Source organism: Acetomicrobium thermoterrenum DSM 13490 (genome assembly GCF_900107215.1).
GTDB lineage: Bacteria > Synergistota > Synergistia > Synergistales > Acetomicrobiaceae > Acetomicrobium > Acetomicrobium thermoterrenum.
This window is the reverse complement of record NZ_FNPD01000002.1, coordinates 233,961-250,500: the sequence shown is the minus strand read 5'-3', so window position 1 is coordinate 250,500 and position 16,540 is coordinate 233,961. Positions and strand designations below refer to the sequence as shown.

Annotated in this window: 17 protein-coding genes and 1 pseudogene; 17 read left to right on the top strand and 1 reads right to left on the bottom strand. The window is 43.2% G+C overall.

Annotated features, from left to right (window positions below; genetic code table 11):
• Positions 1–225: pseudogene (locus BLU12_RS02845) on the bottom strand (ISLre2 family transposase); the annotation flags it as partial.
• A 220-nt stretch (positions 226–445) separates the two neighbouring features.
• Here BLU12_RS02845 and BLU12_RS02840 point away from each other — a divergent pair.
• From BLU12_RS02840 to rplS, 17 genes are all read left to right on the top strand, one after another.
• The gene (locus BLU12_RS02840; protein ID WP_234945393.1) at positions 446–2,005 is read left to right on the top strand and encodes a sensor domain-containing diguanylate cyclase; all 1,560 of its coding nucleotides are present in this window, start codon (positions 446–448) and stop codon (positions 2,003–2,005) included.
• 75 nt (positions 2,006–2,080) lie between these two features.
• Positions 2,081–3,178 carry a M24 family metallopeptidase gene (locus BLU12_RS02835; protein ID WP_091460443.1) on the top strand — a complete coding sequence of 366 codons (1,098 nt, stop codon included), beginning with the start codon at positions 2,081–2,083 and terminating at the stop codon, positions 3,176–3,178.
• 81 nt (positions 3,179–3,259) lie between these two features.
• On the top strand, positions 3,260–4,534 hold the full coding sequence (locus tag BLU12_RS02830) for an ABC transporter substrate-binding protein (protein ID WP_091460442.1): 1,275 nt from the start codon (positions 3,260–3,262) through the stop codon (positions 4,532–4,534).
• A 78-nt stretch (positions 4,535–4,612) separates the two neighbouring features.
• Complete coding sequence (locus tag BLU12_RS02825; protein WP_091460440.1) at positions 4,613–5,473, top strand: branched-chain amino acid ABC transporter permease; 861 nt, start codon at positions 4,613–4,615, stop codon at positions 5,471–5,473.
• A gap of 8 nt (positions 5,474–5,481) precedes the next feature.
• Complete coding sequence (locus BLU12_RS02820; protein ID WP_091460439.1) at positions 5,482–6,474, top strand: branched-chain amino acid ABC transporter permease; 993 nt, start codon at positions 5,482–5,484, stop codon at positions 6,472–6,474.
• The gene (locus BLU12_RS02815) at positions 6,474–7,217 is read left to right on the top strand and encodes an ABC transporter ATP-binding protein (RefSeq protein WP_091460437.1); all 744 of its coding nucleotides are present in this window, start codon (positions 6,474–6,476) and stop codon (positions 7,215–7,217) included. The genes BLU12_RS02820 and BLU12_RS02815 overlap by 1 nt, the downstream gene beginning before the upstream one ends.
• Positions 7,217–7,933 carry an ABC transporter ATP-binding protein gene (locus BLU12_RS02810; RefSeq protein WP_091460435.1) on the top strand — a complete coding sequence of 239 codons (717 nt, stop codon included), beginning with the start codon at positions 7,217–7,219 and terminating at the stop codon, positions 7,931–7,933. The genes BLU12_RS02815 and BLU12_RS02810 overlap by 1 nt, the downstream gene beginning before the upstream one ends.
• A 369-nt stretch (positions 7,934–8,302) precedes the next feature.
• Positions 8,303–9,490 (top strand): hypothetical protein, encoded by a 1,188-nt coding sequence (locus BLU12_RS02805; protein ID WP_091460434.1) that lies wholly within the window; start codon positions 8,303–8,305, stop codon positions 9,488–9,490.
• A 14-nt stretch (positions 9,491–9,504) separates the two neighbouring features.
• Positions 9,505–10,713, top strand: coding sequence for a M20 metallopeptidase family protein (locus BLU12_RS02800; RefSeq protein ID WP_234945392.1), 1,209 nt, complete (start codon positions 9,505–9,507; stop codon positions 10,711–10,713).
• Complete coding sequence (gene gyaR, locus BLU12_RS02795) at positions 10,713–11,702, top strand: glyoxylate reductase (RefSeq protein WP_091460430.1); 990 nt, start codon at positions 10,713–10,715, stop codon at positions 11,700–11,702. Before BLU12_RS02800 ends, gyaR begins: the two co-directional genes overlap by 1 nt.
• A 216-nt stretch (positions 11,703–11,918) precedes the next feature.
• Positions 11,919–12,299, top strand: coding sequence for a sigma factor-like helix-turn-helix DNA-binding protein (locus tag BLU12_RS02790; protein ID WP_091460429.1), 381 nt, complete (start codon positions 11,919–11,921; stop codon positions 12,297–12,299).
• On the top strand, positions 12,292–13,629 hold the full coding sequence (gene ffh / locus BLU12_RS02785; RefSeq protein WP_091460427.1) for a signal recognition particle protein: 1,338 nt from the start codon (positions 12,292–12,294) through the stop codon (positions 13,627–13,629). The genes BLU12_RS02790 and ffh overlap by 8 nt, the downstream gene beginning before the upstream one ends.
• A 12-nt stretch (positions 13,630–13,641) precedes the next feature.
• Positions 13,642–13,911 carry a 30S ribosomal protein S16 gene (rpsP, locus tag BLU12_RS02780; protein WP_091460425.1) on the top strand — a complete coding sequence of 90 codons (270 nt, stop codon included), beginning with the start codon at positions 13,642–13,644 and terminating at the stop codon, positions 13,909–13,911.
• A 5-nt stretch (positions 13,912–13,916) separates the two neighbouring features.
• The gene (locus BLU12_RS02775; protein ID WP_091460424.1) at positions 13,917–14,156 is read left to right on the top strand and encodes a KH domain-containing protein; all 240 of its coding nucleotides are present in this window, start codon (positions 13,917–13,919) and stop codon (positions 14,154–14,156) included.
• An 8-nt stretch (positions 14,157–14,164) separates the two neighbouring features.
• Entirely contained in the window at positions 14,165–14,707 is a 543-nt protein-coding gene (gene rimM, locus BLU12_RS02770) for a ribosome maturation factor RimM (RefSeq protein WP_234945391.1), read from the top strand.
• Positions 14,707–15,957, top strand: coding sequence for a tRNA (guanosine(37)-N1)-methyltransferase TrmD (gene trmD, locus BLU12_RS02765; RefSeq protein WP_091460422.1), 1,251 nt, complete (start codon positions 14,707–14,709; stop codon positions 15,955–15,957). Before rimM ends, trmD begins: the two co-directional genes overlap by 1 nt.
• A gap of 27 nt (positions 15,958–15,984) precedes the next feature.
• Positions 15,985–16,332 (top strand): 50S ribosomal protein L19, encoded by a 348-nt coding sequence (rplS, locus tag BLU12_RS02760; protein WP_091460421.1) that lies wholly within the window; start codon positions 15,985–15,987, stop codon positions 16,330–16,332.
• Positions 16,333–16,540 lie beyond the last annotated feature (208 nt).

Here is a 16,540-nt window from a genome sequence, read left to right as displayed (position 1 = left end):
CCTTTCTACGACTAACCCTCTTTCCTTTCGAGATGTTTTGTCCTTTAATATGGCCTCATCTGCAAGCTCGAAGTAAGCCTTTATCAGTTCTCGGATGAAGGCCTTCATGATCCGAGAGATTTCGTCTTCAATTTCCGCTAATGTCCTGACCTCGGAATCACCGAAGAATTCAAGCAACTCCTTGATGAAGTTTATTGCTATTTGTAGTAAAATATCCTTGTTCAAGTTGGGACCCTCCTTTATGAGTTTTTGTGTGCTACAAAGATTCTACCAAAAGGAGGGGTCCCTTTCTTTTTACCTCTGAAAATCTCCTACAAATATTTTACGCGATCACGAGCTGCTTAAGGATATATCACTGCCGGTGTTTACGTTATTAACCCCTCTTGTTAATCTCGGAGGTGCCCTTGCATCGTATGCCCCTACGCCTGAGACGCAGATAGAGGCGATGATAGAAATTTTGGATTCTATATTGGCTGGTAACGATATAAGATATATCCCAATTACTATGAACCTTCCTAAAAATTTAATCGTTAATTATCCTATGCTTAAAAGATTTGAAATCCGTAAATCTTTGCTCCCTCAAAATCATATATTAATAAATATTCCAGAGACATTTTATATGAAGCATAAAAGAGTTCTCCTTCCGGCAGTATGTATATTATTAGTTTTATCAGTTATAGTGTTTTCATTATTAATAAATATAAAAAAGCGAAAGTATGCGGAAATATCGCTCAATCGCGAAATAACATTTTTAAAACAATTAATTGAAACAATCCCTGAAGCAATATGTTATATTGACAACGAGGGATATATCAAGTTATACAATAAAGCATTTGAAAACTACCTTTCCTCTGATATCGGCCAAATCAGAGAATGTAAACTATTCGACTGTATATCAGATATATCGCTTAGGGGAGATTTAGAACTAGAAGGTTCTTATTTAACATCAGATGGTGAATTCAAAGCAAGTCAACATCTTTTTAAAGATAGAAACGGAAGGATTCATTATTTGAAAATCAATAAAAAACAGGTCACAAATGGTGACGGCACGTTGGGTTTTCTCATAGTCATGACCGATATTACACAATTAGTTCAGATGCAGGAATCCTTGAGAGGGCAAAAAAGACGATTAGAATTGACGTTGGCGCGAAGTAAAGTTGCTTACTACGAACGAAACATTAAAACAGGCGAGTTGCAATTGAACCCTCTTGCTTATGAGATTTTAGGATATGATAAAGAAGAGATTAAATCAATATCTCAATTTAAAGCACTAGTACATCCCGATGATCGTCAATCATATGAATCAGCTATAAAGCAGGCATTGGAACAAGATAGGGGTATTTACAACAACAAATTCAGGATAAGGAAGAAAAATGGAACATATATGTGGGTTGAGACCACAGCTGTTGTAACCGAACATGATCTCGAGGGAAGGCCTTTGTTCCTAGCCGGAATATTTTGGGATATAACCGATGATAAAATTAGAGAAATGAAAACAAAGCAATTAATTGAAGGACTTTATACAAGCTCTACAGTAGATGCCTTAACTGGTGCTTTGAACAGAAAGGGATTACAGGACAAGCTGTCCGATTTGATAACCAAGTGCCGGGATTATGGAAAAGATATCAGTATTTTTTTATTTGATATTGATGGTTTCAAACTGATAAATGACACTTACGGCCATCTGGTAGGAGATTTAGTGCTGAAAGAGTTGAGTGAAACCGTCAGGAAAACTATAAGAGAAGATGATATATTCGTTAGATGGGGTGGAGATGAATTTTTACTTATTTCAATGATATCGTTAAACCAAGCTTTGCACATTGCCCATAGGTTAAGGAAAAATGTGGAAAGTCGCTTATACTCGGGTATGCACGTAACTATTAGCATCGGAATATCCCAATATTTGCCCGACGAACCCTTTGAAAGAGCAATAGAAAGAGCCGATAAAGCCTTGTACAATTCAAAATCCAGAGGCAAAAACACGGTTTCTGTGGAACGAAGATAGATCTTGCTTTTTGCATCTGCATGAAGATATTTACTGTCATTTGCAAGTTACTTTGAAGGGAGGAGGCATTTAAGAATGTTGGACAAAAGAAAGATACGGGAAATTTCGAAGGATCTTCAGAAGAGAGGAATCGATGCTTTTCTTTTGGGTCCGGGAGACGACTTGGAGTACCTTAGCGGGCTTAAAACTGGTGAGTGTGAGCGATTCAAAGGGCTGTTTATTTTGGCCGACGGCAGTTATTTTTGTATCACGCCCCATCTTTATTTAGAAGAATTTGAGGCGGCATTCGGCAGTGAGGCGCCCATTTATGTGTGGAATGACAAAGATTGGTTTTATCCTGTTTTAGCAAAGGCAATGAACGATTTTAATCTAAACGATAAGAAACTTGCCGTCAACTTTGGAGTTAGAGCCGTGGACGCCATAGAGATTTCCGATCAACAAGGGGTAAAGTTGTTAAACGGTTGGCATTTTTTGGAGAGAATGAGAATAATTAAAAGCCCTTCGGAGATAGAAAAGCTCGAAAGGGCAACGCAGATTTCTGATGCAGCTTTTAGAGAACTTTTAGGCTTTATAAGACCGGGATTGACCGAGGGAGAGATAAAGAAAAAACTGATAGAGCTTTTTGAAGAGCGTGGAGCAGATGGTCCTGCATTTGATGTAATAGTTGCGCGTAAGGAGAACGCCTCAAAACCTCATTACAACGGCACAAAAGGTGTTATAGAAGAACGGGATCTGGTGCTTATTGACTTTGGGTGTAGATATGAAAGTTATTGTTCTGACACCACTCGGACGATCTTCGTCGGAGATCCATCAGATGAAGAAAAGAATCTTTATGAAGTAGTATTAAATGCCCAGGAAGCAGGAGAAGCTGCCGTGAGGCCCGGAGTCCTGGCCGAAGAAGTGGATAGAGCTGCAAGAAGTGTAATAGAAGACGCAGGATACGGTGAATACTTCAATACCCGCCTCGGTCATGGTATAGGCGTTGCAATCCATGAAGCGCCTTACATTATAGAAGGTAATAAAACACCTTTGGAACCGGGAATGACTTTCAGTATAGAGCCCGGCATTTATATACCAGGCAAAATTGGCATTCGCATTGAAAATATCGTAGTCGTTACAGATGACGGATGCAGGTCGCTTTGTAAACTTCCCAAGGATATTATCGTCATTTGACAGTTATCTGATAGAACTTTATATTTTATACAAATAGTCGTTAAAAAAATCATTTAATAATTCTGAGGGGGTGTTGTTATCATGAGCAAGAGATGGGGTAGAGTAATTACGTCGATTATTGCTATCGCACTCCTGGCCGGTTTTACAGTCTCCGATGTTGCCTGTGCCGAGGAAAAGGTAATAAAGATCGGCACGCTTTTTCCTTTAACTGGGCCTGTGGCCTTGGCGGGACAGAGGTGTAAGGCCGCAGTTGAAGCTGCAGTTGAAGTGATAAACAACTCCTATCCGGACATTCCTGTTCCTTTAGCTGATCAAGAGGGAATTTTGGATGGATATAAAATCGTTTTAATCCACGCCGATCATCAAGGGAAGCCCGATGTAGGTAAAAGCGAAGCGGAACGCCTCTTCGACCAGGAAGGTGTTTTCGCAATAATAGGAAGCTATAACAGCGCTGTAACTAAACCGGCAAGTATGGTCGCCGAGAGAAGAAAGAGGATATTTATGTGTGGTGCATCGAGTTCAGCCGAACTTACTAAGAGGGGTACGAGATATTTCTTCCGTATTGCTCCCACTGACGAGACCGAATCCATCGAGTTCGTGAATTTCATTAAATGGCTTAACGAAACTGAAGGAACAAATTACAAGACCTTCGGAGTTATTTATGAAAACACCGAATTTGGAAAGCATGCTGCGCAGGAGGCCAAAAAGGCTATCGAAGAGGCCGGCTTCGAATATGTTGCAGACGTAGCTTTCAATCCTGGAGCTACAAACCTCAACAGCGAGGTGCAGATGCTGAAAGGAAAAAATCCCGACGTCGTGTTTGGTGCATGTCTAGGTGCAGACTACATACTCTGGATAAAAACTATGAAACAACTTTCTTGGCTTCCTAAGGTAAGTTTAAACTACTGTTCGGGTTATCAAGATCCATTAATTGCAAAGCAGCTCGGTGGCGATGGAGATTATTTCATGGGTACCACCGGATATTCTCCGGAACTAGCAGAACTAATGCCAGCTGTAGCTCCTGTTGAAGAAATATATAAATCTAAAATAGATCCTCCCGTTCCCTTTGATAGCGATAGCATTCAAGAGGCAGTGGCAATGCTTGTACTGGCCCAGGCTATCGAAAAAGTTGGCTCTCTTGATACGGAAAAAATAGTCGATGCCCTCTATGCCAACGAGTGGGATTCACCGCTTTCCTTGGGTGGAAAAGTGGCATTTGCCCCGGGCGGTCAAAACATAAAGGCCATGAGTACAATTACCCAACTAATTGGCGGAGAATATCGAAGGGTATTTCCTGAGGAATTTGCAAATGCCGAACCAGTAGTTCCTATGCCTTCCTGGGACCAACGTAAATAGCGATCAATTGCATAGAATTTGGGAAGAGGGTTTCTTGAAGCCTTCTTCCCAAATTTTAGATTGAAGGAGGAATTGCCGATGGCAATATTCCTGCAGGTAGTATTGGACGGACTGCTTAATGGAATGTTGTATGCGTTAATAACCGTTGGATTATCTCTGATTTGGGGTGTAATGGACGTTATAAATTTTGCCCATGGAGAATTTTTGATGGTGGCCATGTATGTGACTTATTGGTTGGGTTTTTTAATGAATGTTGATCCTTTGATTTCATGGATTGCTTCTGCGGCATTTGTATTTATTTTATCTGTTATTGTTTACAAGTTGGTTATAAGTCAACTCATTGGTAAGCCCCCTCTTTCAGCTCTTCTTGCCACTTTTGGGTTGTCGATGCTCATTAAAAACATATGTTTGAACAGATTTTCACCAAACTTTAAGTTGTTGTCGGACACGTATTTGGGGGGCAGAGTCATACCCATGGGAGATTTAATTCTCCCTCTTCCTCAACTTGTCATTGCAATCGTTTCCTTAATAGTCATCACATGCATATACCGATTTATGACCGGAAGCAGAACGGGATGGGCGATACAGGCCACTGCCATGGACAGGGATGCGGCTGAACTAATGGGCATAGATACCAGCAAAATCTACGCTTTAGTATTTGGCATTGGAGGGGCCTGTGTCGGTGTAGCAGGAGGATTGCTTCCCATGTATATGCCTGTGCATCCTGAGGCAGGAAGCCTTTTTAGTTTGATAGCCTTTGTTTGCGTTGCGTTAGGCGGGTTTGGCAGCATTGTTGGGTCGTTGTTGGCGGCAATACTTGTCGGATTGGTAGAGGCTTTAGTCGGATTTTATGTAGCTCCCATATTTAAGTATGTGGCAGTTTTTGGACTTTATTTGATCGTTATATTAATAAGGCCTAAGGGTTTATTCGGGTGGTGATCGGTCGGATGAGTTGTACAAAAAGAGGCAGGAAATTGTGGTATGTCGTTCTTCTCTTTATTGCAGTTTTGCCATTAATTCCCGGACCGCTTCAAAGCCCTTTTGCTCAACATGTACTTGTTTTAACCTTGCTTTTTGCATGTATGTCTCAAGCTTGGAATATTTTGGGTGGTTATTGTGGGCAGGTTTCATTTGGCCATTCGGTCTTTTTTGGGATCGGCGCTTATGGAGCTGGCATGGCAGTGGTAACTTACGGCCTTACGCCATGGCCTGGCGCAATAATCGGTGCATTACTCGCAGCGATTGTGTCGCTCATTATAAGTTATCCCTGTTTCAGGCTCAAAGGGCATTATTTTGCCATTGCTACTTTTGCAATAGTAGAAATATTTAACCGACTATTTATGGTTTGGTACTGGGTAGGTGGGGCTCTTGGTCTAGATTATCCCATAATAGAAGAAGGTTGGAAGAATTTCATGTGGTTTCAGACTAAAACTCAGTATTATTACGGTGCTTTTGGACTATTTATCTTGATTTTTTCCTTTGTGCGCTGGATGGAAGCCAATAAATTGGGCTATTACTTGAAAGCCGTTAGGGACGGGCAGGAAGCCGCTGAGGCATTAGGCGTTAACAGCACGGCCGTTAAATTGACTGCGATAGCTATTTCCGCTTTTTTGGCGGCTTTATGCGGAGCTTTTTTTGTGCAGTACAACTTGAGGGTCGATCCGCCAATGGTCATGTCGCTCGATATGTCCATGAGGTTTGTATTGATAACAATCCTCGGAGGATTGGGAACTTTTTGGGGGCCCTTGCTTGGAGCAGCCATACTAATTCCCTTGCAGGAGTATAGTCGTGCAATATGGGGCGGGTTGGGCGGAGGAGTCGACCTGATAATATTCGGAATTTTGATTGTTCTCATCGTAACTCGTCAACCGAAGGGCGTTATGGGTTTCATAAATTTGTTGACTACACGTTTCAAAGCAACAAAGGGAGGCGATGATTGATGGCTTTGCTGGAAGTACGTAACCTAACCAAGAAATTCGGCTCCCTTGTTGCTAACAATGACGTATCCTTTGATGTCGAAGAGGGCGCCATAGTTGGACTAATTGGGCCCAATGGTGCGGGGAAGACGACCCTTTTTAATTGTATCTCAGGAGTTTACAAACCGACTTCCGGAAAGGTCTTTTATGAGGGCACCGATATAACAGGTTGGCCTCCCCATAAAGTCGCTCGCTTGGGAGCAGTTAGGACATTTCAGGTTGTACGTCCTTTGATTGATATGACCGTCTTCGATAATATATTAGTTGGTGCTTTTTTAAGAACCTCCAAACTTGAAGTTGCTTTTGAAATATCAGAATCTTGCCTAAAAATGTGCCATCTTGATGATCACAGGGATAAAAAAGCGGGGAGCCTCACTATTGGCTTAAAAAAACGCCTGGAGTTGGCTAGAGCCATGGCTACGCAGCCGCGCCTCTTGATGCTCGATGAAGTAATGGCCGGGTTGACTGGCACAGAACTAAAAGAAGCCGTTGATGTAATAAAGGACATTAAATCGAGAGGGATCACATTGTTGGTTGTAGAGCATATTATGGAGGCAATTATGCCTATTGCAGACAAAGTCGTTGTATTGGATAGTGGGGTGAAGATAGCGGAAGGGCCACCCAGCGAAGTAGTTCAGGACGAAAGGGTTATAGCTGCATATTTAGGAGAGAAGTTTAGCAAACGACTTAGGGAGATGAAGGCGTGATGACTGACTTTGCGCTTGAAGTGAGGGACCTATACGCAGGGTATGAGGGGGTACCTGTGCTTCATGGTATTTCATTTGAAGTAAAAGAGGGCGAGATAGTTGCGATCGTTGGAGCAAATGGTGCAGGCAAGACGACCACCTTGCGTACTGTTTCAGGCTTATTACGCCCAAAAAGCGGCTTTGTAAAATTTTACGGGGAAGATGTAACTGGACTTCCCGCTCATGTAATGGTTAGAAAGGGCCTTACCTATGTCCCTGAGGGCAGAAGGATCTTTGGCAAGCTTTCTGCTAAAGAAAATCTGGAACTTGGAGCTTTTAAAGAAGAGAGTAGAGAAGTCATTGAGCAGCGTTTAGAATGGGTCTATTCTTTGTTTCCTATATTAAAGGAAAGAATTAATCAAAAGGCTGAAACCATGAGCGGTGGGGAGCAACAAATGCTTGCCATTGCAAGAGGGCTCATGAGTGCACCAAAAGTAATACTTTTAGATGAATTGAGTTTAGGCTTGCAGCCTAGTTTGGTCGAAAAGGTATTACAGATTGTTACCGAAATAAGACGATACGGAGTAACGGTGTTATTAGTTGAACAGCGTGTTCTCGAAGCCTTGGAGATTGCCGATAAGGGTTACGTAATCCAATCCGGCAGGGTCGTTATGTCAGGCCCATCGAAAGATCTCCTCGAGAGCGAGGAAATAAAACGAGCATATCTGGGTATGTAAATACATGATGGTTGTACTTTGATGCAGTCCTTATATATTTGGGGAATTACTGAATTACTGTTTGATCAGAATTAAATACACCTTGGCATTCGATGAAACATTATATTTAAACGGACGTTTCATAACTAGAGCTACATTACGATTCTCGAATCAAAAGAGATTGTGGCATCTCAAGTCTCGAAGGTCATATAAGTCATTTTCTTTCTTCAAGGTTAAGTTCCAGGGCCATGGACCAGTAGGGGTTTTAGAGCATTCGATGTCTATGCTGAGGACTTACATAAGCAGCGGTGATAACAGTCACGGCAGAGCAGGTAAAGTAAAAACTAAACAAATTTTGATGTAAATGTTTATTAAAAGGAGGAAGCATAATTGAGTCCGATTACTGCGTTATTGATCATCGCTATTGTGTATGCTATTGGAGATTTTGTTTCGCAAAAAACCAAGGCTATTTTTTCCATGTTATTTGTTTCCGGAATTATATTTATGATTGGATTTTGGCTTGGAATTCCAAAGACATTGTTTGAGGATGCTGTTATTGTAAAGCTTGCTTTAGCATTGATCCCTATACTTATGGTTCATATGGGTACGTTGATGAGGCTTAAAGATTTGCAAGAAGAATGGAAAACGGTTGTCATTGCCTTTAGCGCCATAGTATTTGCTGGTGTTGCCCTTTTTGTAATAGGTTCTCCTCTAGTGGGTCGTGAGTATGCTATACCGGCAGCGGGTCCTATCTCTGGTGGTGTTGTAGCGACGCTTATTATGAGTGAAGCGGCAAAGTCCAAGGGTTTGGAAACGGTGTTGGTTTTTCTTACACTCCTTTTAGTGCTTCAGAACTTTGTTGGTTTGCCCATAGCTTCTATTTGTTTGTCACGAGAAGGTCATCGGCTTAGAGATATATATAGAAGCGGTGGTGTTTCCATAGATGGGACGCCTCTTAAACCAGAAGATAATTCCATAGAAAACAATAGAAAATGGAAATTTATACCTGCTACACCAAAAGAGCTGCAGACACCATTCATCTTGATCATGAAAACTGTGCTTGTTGGGTGGCTTGCTGTAATGGTAGCGCAGCTTTTGGGCGGCGTTATAGATAAATTCGTAATGGCTTTGATTTTTGGCATTATATTTTACGAAATTGGATTTCTTGAGCCAAAAATTTTAACAAAGGCGAATTCAGAAGGCTTTATCCTTTTTGCCTTGCTGGTTCCGATTTTTATGAATCTGAGCAAGGCTACTCCAAGCATGGTTATTTCCCTAATAGTTCCTATAGCTTTGTCCTTTGCCATAGCCGTAGTGGGAATTATCATCTCTTCTGTGATTTTGTCTAAAGTTTTCGGGTATTCATGGGAAATGAGCCTTGCAATCGGTGTTTGTTGTCTGTTTGGCTTTCCGGGGACCTTTATAGTGTCTCAGGAAGTAGCAAACGCTGTAGGAGAAACTCCCGAAGAAAAGGAGTTTGTGCTCACTAAGATACTGCCAAAGATGTTGGTTTCTGGCTTTACTACAGTTACCATTGCCTCGGTTTTCTTGGCAGGATTCCTAGTAAAGCTGCTATAAACTTTTTAAGGAGCGTGATTTTTTTGAAATTTGAGGAAATTTTGGAGCTTGCCGAGAGATTTGAAGAAAAGGTCATAAACTTTCGTCACGATTTTCATGCTCACCCAGAGCTTTCCTGGGAGGAGGAAAGAACGTCCAAAATTATAGAGCAAGTGCTAATAGAACTCGGGTTTGATGGCGTACGTCGTGGCTTTGGAGGGACAGAGTCGGGAGTTGTGGGAGATATCGCAGGGAAAAAGGAATTTCCCATTGTTGCCCTGAGAGCTGATATTGATGCCCTGCCCATTGAGGAAGAAGCTGATGTACCATGGAAGTCCACGAATAAAGGGGTCATGCATGCTTGCGGGCATGATGCCCATGCAGCGATACTTTTAGGCGTTGCCCATGTGCTTGCCTCGTTAAGGGATAAACTTCCATGTAAAGTGCGTTTGATCTTTCAGCCGGCGGAAGAATCGGGAGTTCGATCCGGGGCTCAGCAGCTAATTAAGGAAGGCGTATTAGATGACGTTGAGGCTATTTGGGGCCTTCACGTATGGAGTCCGCTTCCGGCCGGAACAATAGGCTACAGATCAGGCCCTATAATGGCGTCGTCGGATATTTGGGAGGTAGAGGTAAAGGGTAAAGGCGGTCACAGCTCAAGGCCTCACGAGGCCAAAGACCCTACCATAGCAGCTGCAAATATAATCATGTCAGTGCAGACTATCATAAGTCGTGAGTTGGATCCGCTGGAAACAGCTGTATTGAGCATCGGCAGGCTTGAAAGCGGGAGTGCACCTAACATAATACCCGATAAAGCCTTCATTCAAGGTAGCATTCGTACCACCAATTCGAAGGTACGTGACGGACTGCCAGAAAAGATAGAACGAATCGTAAAAGGCATAGGCAGCGCTTTGAGGTGTGAAGTCAAAACCAACTATATCCACGTTTACCCGGTCACCGTAAACGATCCGATCATGATTGAGACGTTGAAAGAAGTTGCCTCAGTTATGTTCGGGGACAAATCTTTGGTTGAGGTACCCATTGCCATGGGTTCGGAGGATTTTAGCTTCTATCAACAGAAAGTGCCAGGAGCTATATTTTTCCTGGGCATTACAGATTCCCAAAAGGGCACTGACGCCGAGCATCATAATCCAATGTTTAAGACTAATGATGAAGTGCTAAAAAAAGGTGTAGCGCTTCTAGCGGCTCTTGCGATGGAAGGAACAAAAAGGAGTGATCGGTGATGGATTGCAAGCCCAAGGTTTTGGTGACAAGTCGCATCCCTGAAGAAGGGATGCGCATTTTAGAGGAATATTGCCATATCAAGGTGTTCGACTACGAAGGTGTCTTTCCTAGAGATTTGCTTTTAAAGGAGGTCAAAGGAGTAGATGCCATCGTATGCCTGCTTGCCGATAAAATCGATGGCGAGGTGATGGACGCAGCTGGCCCTCAGCTAAAAATCATCGCTAACTATGCCGTAGGCTTTGACAATATAGATATAGAGGCAGCCACAAAGCGTGGCATCCTGGTTACTAACACCCCTGGTGTGCTCACTGATACGACGGCCGATCTGGCATGGGCATTGATTCTAGCCACGGCTCGCAGGGTAGTTGAGGGCGATAAATTCCTGCGCCAGGGGAAGTTTAAGGGATGGAAGCCGATGCTTCTTCTGGGCACCGACGTTCATCATGCAACGCTTGGCATCATCGGCTTTGGAAGCATCGGAAGGGCAGTGGCGCGGAGGGCAATCGGCTTTGACATGAAGGTCATATATTACAGTGCCCATAGAGCCTCCGAAGAGGTGGAAAAGAAGTTAAACGCCGAATATAGGTCGCTTGATGACCTGCTTAGGGAAGCCGATTTCATATCTATTCATGTACCCTTAACCAAAGAAACTCGACATCTGATCGGAGAGCGGGAATTGAAGATGATGAAAAAGGAGGCATATCTTATAAATACCGCAAGGGGACCAATTGTGGACGAAAAGGCCTTGGCGAAGGCACTTAAAGAAGGTTGGATTAGGGGAGCAGGTCTTGACGTCTTTGAGCGAGAACCAGAGGTAGCCTCCGAGCTTCTTGAGCTTGACAACGTTGTCCTGCTGCCGCACTTAGGTTCTGCATCATATGCTACACGCGCAAAAATGGCAACCATGGCAGCAGAAAATGTCATTAAAGCGCTCAAAGGAGAAGTACCGCCTAATTTAGTAAATTCCGAAGTTGTGAAACGCAGTTGATAATATTACATAGAAAGGACTTAAAGAGGTATTGAGCAAGCTATAGTGTAGAATCTTGCTGTGTTCATTTGGGGTCAAATGTCATATGAAGAGTTGCTTATTGATGGCTTCAATCAGTCTGTAAACGTTTTGTCGTTGACATCAATTTATGTCGGATATATAATCTTCCCGCTCAGGTTTTGTTATTGCTAAAGGCTTTGAGCGGGGAGATTTTTTATGGCAGATAAGTGTGAGGATTTTTTGAAGTCTCGAATCGAGATGAGCTTGCTTTACGATATCTATGGCGGTCTTTTGACCGATAAGCAGAGAAAGGCCTTTGAGCTTCACGAAATGTCCGATTGGTCTTTATCAGAGGTAGCTGATGCCATAGAGGTTAGCCGACAAGGGGTTTTTGAGCTCCTTCAACGTGCGCGAAAGAGGTTGGTTGAAATAGAGGAAGTAGTGGGTTTTAAACGAACCTTACTTGCTCTTGAGGAATATAAGAAAAATCTGGAAAAATTGTTAGATCAGCACGAAAAAGAACTTTCGGAAGAATTTAAATCGAAAATGTCAGAATTGCTTTCGGAATTGAGAAAGATAGGTGATCAAGATGTTTGATTCCTTGAAGGAACGGCTGGAAGGGATATTTTCCAAGTTAAGAGGCAAGGGGAGACTTACTGAAGAAGATATCAATGATGCACTTCGCGAGGTCAGAAGAGCGCTCCTCGAGGCGGATGTAAACTACAAAATAGCAAAGGATTTGGTAGAACGCATTAAAGAACGTTGCCTGGGACAAGAAGTCTTGTCGTCGATAACCCCAGCGCAGCAAGTGTATGCCGTCGTATATGAAGAGCTTTGCAACCTGATGGGTGGCAAGAAAGAAAGGCTAAATTTCGCCGCTAAACCGCCATCGGTATTTATGTTGGTCGGATTACAAGGTTCCGGTAAGACCACCACGGCAGTAAAACTGGCGCTGAAGATATCTGACAGCCACAAACCTATGGTCGTGGCCTGTGATCTACGTCGTCCTGCTGCTGTAAAACAGTTGAAAGTACTGGCTGAAAAAGCTCGTATACTTTTTTTCGGTCCCGAAGAGGCTGGTTCGGGCAACGTGATGGATGTGACTAGAAAGGCTTTGAGCTATGCCGATGCTCATTTGATTGATGTCATAATATTTGATACTGCAGGACGTTTACATATTGACGATGACCTTATGACAGAACTGGAGCAGATGCATAAACTTCTGGATCCCAGTGAGGTGCTTTTAGTTATCGATTCCATGACGGGTCAGGAGGGAGTTAACGTAGCCGAGGCCTTTAAAGAAAAAGCCGGCATAACGGGTGTGGTTTTAACCAAGCTCGATGGAGACGCTCGCGGAGGTGCCGCTCTTGCTGTAAAGGCAGCCACAGGTGTTCCAATTAAGCTCGTTGGGGTAGGAGAACACCTGGAAGATTTGGAGGAGTTTGACGCTACACGAATGGCCCAACGTATACTTGGAATGGGAGATATGGAGGGCCTGCTCGAAAAAATACAGAAATCTGGCGACACCAAAGAAATCGAACGAGTTCAAAAAAACCTCCAAGACAACAAGTTTACCCTTGATGATTTGTTGGTCCAGCTTAGACAAGTTCAAAAGTTAGGACCACTTGACAAGGTTATGGATATGCTCCCTCTTCCGGGAAAGGTTAAGTCTCAAGTGTCAGATATAGATTTTAGGCGCATTAAACATGTCGAAGCTGTCATACTCTCGATGACGCCGGAAGAAAGAAAGAAACCCGAGATTATAAAGGGAAGCAGAAAAAGAAGAATTGCAAGCGGTTCCGGTACGAGTGTTCAAATGGTAAATCAAGTTTTAAAACAATACGAGCAAATGAAGGAGATATTTAAGCGCTTTGGAAAGGGTAAGGGCAAGTTCAAGGGCCTTAAACTTCCAAAGGGATTATTTTAGGAGGTGTAATATATGACAGTTAGAATCAGGTTGGCTCGTCATGGGCGAAAAAAAAGGCCATTTTACAGGTTGGTTGTGGCGGATTCCCGTTCGCCCAGGGATGGAAAGTTCATTGAAATGATAGGCACCTACAATCCCTTGACCGATCCCGCAGATGTTAAGGTGAACGAGGAAAGGGCAATGTATTGGCTTAAAGTGGGTGCTCAGCCTTCTGAAACGGCCAGGTCGCTTTTGCGAAAAGTCGGAGTGTGGGATAAATTTATGGAAAGCAAGAAGGTTTGATGTAAATGGCAGATTATGCTGAGTTGATAAGAACAATAGTATCCCGGTTGGTTACCATGCCGGACGACGTTGATGTAAGACAAGAAATCGAGGATGGAAAGGTTAAAGTGTCTATAAAAGTGAACCCGGAAGATATGGGTCGTGTCATCGGTAAATCTGGAGCTACAATCAAGTCAATACGCGTTATAGCCAAGGCAGCGGCCATCAAATCCAAAGATAAAATAGATGTAGTGGTTGAGGAGTAACCAAAGAGGTGAGATGGCATATGTTTTCTGAGGAGTTGGTTACCGTAGGCCGAATTGTGGGGGCTCACGGCATAAAAGGAGAGTTACGGCTTTTGCCTTTAACGGACTTTCCTGAGCGTTTTAAAGATATGGATTACCTCGATGTCTATCGCCCCAACGGTTCTTTTTGGTGCCGACTCACTATAAATTCGATTCGGGAGCATGTTGGCAAGGGGCAATTTATCGTAGGTGTAGACGAGATAGTCGATAGGGATGCTGCTGAAAGTCTGCGCGGTGGCCTTGTAATGGTCAGACCTCAAGAAAGAGTGGAACTTCCCGATGGTTTCTACTGGATTGACGATTTACTTGGTCTTGCTGTCGTCGATTACGATACGGGCAACAATCTGGGTACTTTGGTGGAAATCATGCCAACGGGGAGCAATGATGTTTACGTTGTAGAAACTGAAAAGGGAAAAAGGCACATGCTTCCGGCGATATCAGAAGTTGTAAAAGAGATCAATATCGATAACGGTTTTGTAAAGGTGCATTTGTTGGAAGGATTGTGGGAATAGTGCACTTTTCTGTAGTGACTGCTTTTCCGGAGTACTTTGAAGCCTTTTTGAACATGAGCATTATAGGAAGGGCCGTCAAGGAGGCAAAAATTGAGGTCGAGATCGTTAACTTAAGGGATTACGCCTCGAACCGATATGGCCAAATAGATGACTACTCCTATGGCGGTGGCGGAATGGTAATAATGCCCGAACCTCTTTATAAGGCTTTAGAAGATATCAAATCCGCCGGTTCTTGCGTTGTATATCCTTCGCCCCAGGGGGTGGTGCTGACTCAGGACCTGGTGGAGGCGTTGACTAAGAAGGATCACATCGTGTTAATATGCGGTCACTACGAAGGAATTGACGAGCGTTTCGTCGAAAAATGTGTGGACCTTGAAATATCCATAGGGGATTACGTTTTAACGGGCGGAGAACTGCCTGCGATGATCATAATTGACGCCATTTCTCGCCTTATTCCGGGAGTGGTCGGAAAGGAAGAGGCGGTGTCGGAGGATTCCTTTTATAAGGGAATGTTGGATTATCCCCATTACACGAGGCCGGTTAATTGGCAAGGTCTGGGAGTTCCAAAAGAGCTTACGTCGGGAAATCATCAAGAGGCTGCAACATGGAGAAGAAGGGAGGCCGCTACCAGAACGCTTAGGCGTCGCCCCGATCTTTTGTCCAGAGCTGGAATTAGGCCCTATCTGACAAAAGGGGTTTATTTAATGTTAGCGCACTATCCTGTGTTAAATAAAAGCGGTAATGTGGTCACTTCTGCGGTGACGGGCCTCGACCTTCACGATATTAGCAGAAGTTGCATGACCTTCGGGGTAGATAAGTTTTTGGTGGTTACTCCCCTTAGGTCGCAGCGCGAGATGGTTTCCAAAATAGCAGGACATTGGCAAAAAGCTCATGAGATGGGCCTCAATCCGCTGAGGGCCGAGGCTTTAAACTTACTTAAGGTCTTCGGGTCGATTGACTCAGGTTTGGCTTGGATAGAAAAAAAGGAAAGAGAGAAACCCTTGGTTGTGGCTACGACTGCCAAACAAGTCAAGGGAGCGCTTCCTTATTTGGAGCTTAAAAGAATAGCACTTGAAAAAGATGTTCCTTTGTGCATTCTCTTTGGCACAAGTTGGGGCCTTGCCGATGAAGTTTTTGACCATGTCGATCTGGTTTTGAAGCCTATAATGGGAGGTAATGGAGAGTATAATCATTTATCCGTAAGGAGCGCAGTAGCTGTTGTGTTGGACCGACTTTTTGGATGGAGATAAAGATTTAAACGAGGGAGGAAAATAAAAATGGATCCGAGGATTGCATTAGTTGAAAAACAATACCAGAAACGCGAGCTGCCAGAATTCAGGCCTGGTGATACCGTTAGAGTTCACGTATGGGTAAGGGAGGCCGGCAAAGAGAGAATTCAGGTTTTTGAAGGTGTCGTGATTGCCAGGAAAAATGGTGGCTTAAGAGAAACGTTTACTGTAAGAAAAGTATCCGGTGGTATTGGTGTGGAAAGGATATTTCCCTTATACTGTCCTAACGTGGAAAAGATAGAGGTCGTTCGCCATGGTAAGGTAAGAAGGGCCAAGTTGTATTATTTGAGAAAGCTTTCCGGTAAAGCTGCCCGCATAAAAGAACGCCGCAGATAAACGAGATAATGCTTTGTCTGAAATTTGTCTGAAATTTGTCTGAAAATAGAAAAAAGGCTTGCATCAATTATGTATGCAAGCCTTTTTTCTAAGCCTAAATTCAAGAAATGTGTATAATAGAACAAGTCAGGTATATAATATATGATATGCAATGATAGATAGTTTCGATCCTTAAACTTTATAAAGAGGATCGAGGTACATTAAAAGA

Excerpts from the sequence above, each read along its gene's own strand:
- BLU12_RS02840 (WP_234945393.1), top strand. The coding sequence starts at position 446 with ATGATAGAAATTTTGGATTCTATATTGGCTGGTAACGATATAAGATAT.
- BLU12_RS02835 (WP_091460443.1), top strand. The coding sequence starts at position 2,081 with ATGTTGGACAAAAGAAAGATACGGGAAATTTCGAAGGATCTTCAGAAG.
- BLU12_RS02830 (WP_091460442.1), top strand. The coding sequence starts at position 3,260 with ATGAGCAAGAGATGGGGTAGAGTAATTACGTCGATTATTGCTATCGCA.
- BLU12_RS02825 (WP_091460440.1), top strand. The coding sequence starts at position 4,613 with ATGGCAATATTCCTGCAGGTAGTATTGGACGGACTGCTTAATGGAATG.
- BLU12_RS02820 (WP_091460439.1), top strand. The coding sequence starts at position 5,482 with ATGAGTTGTACAAAAAGAGGCAGGAAATTGTGGTATGTCGTTCTTCTC.
- BLU12_RS02815 (WP_091460437.1), top strand. The coding sequence starts at position 6,474 with ATGGCTTTGCTGGAAGTACGTAACCTAACCAAGAAATTCGGCTCCCTT.
- BLU12_RS02810 (WP_091460435.1), top strand. The coding sequence starts at position 7,217 with ATGACTGACTTTGCGCTTGAAGTGAGGGACCTATACGCAGGGTATGAG.
- gyaR (WP_091460430.1), top strand. The coding sequence starts at position 10,713 with ATGGATTGCAAGCCCAAGGTTTTGGTGACAAGTCGCATCCCTGAAGAA.
- BLU12_RS02790 (WP_091460429.1), top strand. The coding sequence starts at position 11,919 with ATGGCAGATAAGTGTGAGGATTTTTTGAAGTCTCGAATCGAGATGAGC.
- ffh (WP_091460427.1), top strand. The coding sequence starts at position 12,292 with ATGTTTGATTCCTTGAAGGAACGGCTGGAAGGGATATTTTCCAAGTTA.
- rpsP (WP_091460425.1), top strand. The coding sequence starts at position 13,642 with ATGACAGTTAGAATCAGGTTGGCTCGTCATGGGCGAAAAAAAAGGCCA.
- BLU12_RS02775 (WP_091460424.1), top strand. The coding sequence starts at position 13,917 with ATGGCAGATTATGCTGAGTTGATAAGAACAATAGTATCCCGGTTGGTT.
- rplS (WP_091460421.1), top strand. The coding sequence starts at position 15,985 with ATGGATCCGAGGATTGCATTAGTTGAAAAACAATACCAGAAACGCGAG.